At 26.2% G+C, this 3,198-nt stretch carries 4 protein-coding genes; 1 reads left to right on the forward strand and 3 read right to left on the reverse strand.

Annotated elements, in window-relative coordinates; genetic code table 11:
* The coding region (locus tag KJQ99_RS09020) for an aminotransferase class I/II-fold pyridoxal phosphate-dependent enzyme (RefSeq protein ID WP_214150609.1) at window positions 1-621 on the forward strand (621 nt) is incomplete at its 5' end.
* 16 nt (window positions 622-637) lie between these two features.
* Here KJQ99_RS09020 and KJQ99_RS09025 read toward each other — a convergent pair.
* Genes KJQ99_RS09025 through KJQ99_RS09035 form a run of 3 tightly spaced genes read right to left on the reverse strand, consistent with a single transcriptional unit; the run spans window position 638 to window position 3,076 of the window.
* The gene (locus KJQ99_RS09025; protein ID WP_214118550.1) at window positions 638-1,201 is read right to left on the reverse strand and encodes a D-sedoheptulose-7-phosphate isomerase; all 564 of its coding nucleotides are present in this window, start codon (window positions 1,199-1,201) and stop codon (window positions 638-640) included.
* Window positions 1,191-2,570: a D-glycero-beta-D-manno-heptose 1-phosphate adenylyltransferase gene (gene rfaE2, locus KJQ99_RS09030; protein WP_214150610.1), complete on the reverse strand. Its 1,380-nt coding sequence runs from the start codon at window positions 2,568-2,570 to the stop codon at window positions 1,191-1,193. The genes KJQ99_RS09025 and rfaE2 overlap by 11 nt, the downstream gene beginning before the upstream one ends.
* Window positions 2,567-3,076, reverse strand: a complete 510-nt coding sequence (locus KJQ99_RS09035; protein ID WP_214150611.1) for a D-glycero-alpha-D-manno-heptose-1,7-bisphosphate 7-phosphatase — start codon at window positions 3,074-3,076, stop codon at window positions 2,567-2,569. Before KJQ99_RS09035 ends, rfaE2 begins: the two co-directional genes overlap by 4 nt.
* Window positions 3,077-3,198: the final 122 nt, after the last annotated feature.

Genomic DNA, 3,198 nt, shown 5'->3' on the forward strand with positions numbered 1-3,198 from the left:
ATAAATATAATCTATATTGTAAATCCAAACAATCCAACAGGCCTAATGCTAAGCAAGAAAGATTTAAATGAATTAAACTCAATTTGTAAAGATAATGTATATATGCTTTTAGATGAGGCTTATTGTGAATTTGCTGATGATTTTTATAGTTTAGAATTTGCAAAAAATCCAAATATTTTACATATTAGAACATTTTCTAAAATGTATTCATTAGCAGGTTTAAGAGTTGGATATGGGATAGCTCATAATAAATTAATAACGATTTTAAAAGATTTTTTTAGTCCTGATGCTATTAATGCTTTTGCTTTAGAGTGTGCGATTTTTGCCCTAAAACAAAAAGACTTTGCAAAAACTACAAGAAAAATTATTAACGATAATAAAGCTTTATTAGAAAATGAATTTGAAACTTTAAATATAAAATATTTTAAATCTCATACTAACTTTATTTTACACGAAATTAAAAGCACAAAATATGCTGATTTTATGAAAGAATGCGGGATAATAGTTGGAAGACCTATAGATAATTATCCTTTATTAAATAGAATTAGCATAGGAAATATTAAACAATTAAAAGAATTTATAACAGCGTTAAGGCTAGCTAAAAATCATAATTTAGTTTGAGCTTTAAGCTCAAACCTTATTTATCTTTAAAATAATTATCTAGTATTTCACAAATACAATGTATTGTGAAAATATGAATTTCTTGTATTCTTGGCGTATCCTTACTAGGTGCTTTTAGGGCAAAATACGGACTATTTTCTAATTTTTCACTAGCTAATAAAACGCATTTGCAACCAATTTTTCTAGCTTCTTCAAGTGCTAAAATAACATTTTTACTAGTCCCGCTAGTGCTTATACCAAACACTATATCTTCACTTTTAGCAATAGCATTTACTTGCCTACTAAACACATATTCATAGCCATAATCATTACCGATTGCAGTTAGTGCTGAAGTATCTGTGCTAAGTGCAATAGCACTAAGACCATTACGCTCACATTTATATCTTCCACTAAGTTCGGCTGCAAAATGTTGGGCATCTGCAGCACTACCACCATTGCCAAAAATCAATAATTTTTTACCATTTTCCAAAGCTTTTTTTATAATATCAGCTACTTGAATAATATCTTTTAAATACTCTTCATTAATATTATCATAAGCTTTTTTGTGCTCGTTTAACTCATTTTTTAATTTATTTAACATATAACTCCTTTATTTTTTCTATAATATTTGTGGTTGAATATCCTGTTTTAAATTCTATTAATTTTACTTCTTTTGCATATGATGAGCCAACAACTTCTTTTCCTTCATAATCAGCACCTTTTACCAATATATCAGGCTCTAAAGTTTTAATTAAATTAATTGGCGTATCTTCACTAAATTCACAAACATAATCTACAAATTCTAAAGCACACATCATAGCTTTTCTAGTCATTATATTATTAATTGGTCTATTTTCACCTTTTAATCTCTTAATACTTTCATCAGAATTTAAACCAACAACTAAAATATCTCCTAACTCCTTAGCTGCTCTTAAATAACTAAGATGCCCGTAATGCAAAATATCAAAACAGCCATTGGTAAAAACTATTTTTTTACCTTTACTAAGTTGTTTAATCTCATCTATATTTTTAAATTTATAAAATTCATTATCAAAATTTATAATCTCATCAAGCCCTACGCTAACAGCCCCTATCTTACCTACAACAATAGCAGCAGCTTTATTAGCTAAATCTATACTTTTACTAATATTAAAATCATTCGCTAAGAAAAATGATAATGATGAAATCACGCTATCTCCAGCACCGGTTACATCAAAAACTTCTTTAGCTAAAGCATAATGGCGATTTAATTTATTATCATAAACAGCAGCAATTCCATTGCTACCTAAAGTAATTAATGGTATTTTTAAATCCAATTCTTTTTGTAATTTTTCTAATGATTTTAATAATATACCATCATCATATTCATTAAAATTACCTAAAAATTCACAAGCTTCTTTGTAATTAGGTGTTATTAAATCTATACCTTTAAACTTATAAAAATCTTTCTTAGGGTCTGCTAGACTTAAAGTATTACTATCTTTTGCAAATTTAATTATTTTTTGTGCTAAATAAGGACTAACAACTCCTTTATCATAATCACTAAAAATAATTACATCATATTTATCATTGCGTATTTTATCAAATAATTCATCAGCTAATTTATCGCTAATTTGCTCTGTACTTTCTATATCTATTCTAACTATTTGCTGATTTGAGCCAAAAATACGAGTTTTTGTAGAAGTTTTTCTATCTTTTTGCTTAATTATATGGCAAGTTATATTTTGTTTTTGCAATTCACTTTCAATAAATTTAGCACTATCATCATCTCCAATAACACTTAAAATACTAACATTTGCACCTAATTTTGCAAGATTATTAGCCACATTTGCCATACCACCTAAGACTTTTTTCTCACTTTTAGGAGTGATTACTGGAACTGGTGCTTCTGGACTAATTCTAGTGCAATTTGCGAAAACATAAATATCGTGTATTAAATCTCCAATTACTAAAGCTTTAATATTTTTCATTCATAGTCCTTTTTTATATCTAATAAATTATTCACTTTTTTACAATATTCAAATTCTTTTAAATCTTCATTAAACAAATAACGATTATTGATATTTGCATTTATAGCCGCTTGCATATCACTTACTTTATCGCCTATAAAAATTGAATTAAATAAATCTAAATTAAATTCTTTAGCTGCTTGTAAAATAAGACCAGCTTTTGGTTTTCTACATTCACAATTATCACTAGGTATATGCAAACAAGAATAAATTTTACTTATATTAATTTTATGATTTTTAAACTCATTTAAAATAGCTTCGTTAAAAATATCCATTTGCTCTTTTGTAAAATACCCACGCCCTACTCCACTTTGATTTGTAATTATAAAAATCAAATAATCTTTATCTTGAAAGAATTTAACTATCTCAAAAATATTAGGCATAAATACTAATTTTTCTAATTCATAAACATAAGAAAAATCCTTATTAATTACTCCATCTCTATCTAAAAATAAAGCCTTTTTCATATTTTTTAATTCCATTTTTCTTTGTTCTAAAATAATTGCATCATTTAATGCTTCTTCTCTATCATTTAATTCTAAAAAGCCATTATTTTCGGTAAATTGTTTATTTTTAAAACCCCAAATAA

The sequence above is a fragment of the Campylobacter sp. 2018MI13 genome (assembly GCF_018501135.1).
In the GTDB taxonomy this organism is placed as follows: Bacteria; Campylobacterota; Campylobacteria; order Campylobacterales; family Campylobacteraceae; genus Campylobacter_E.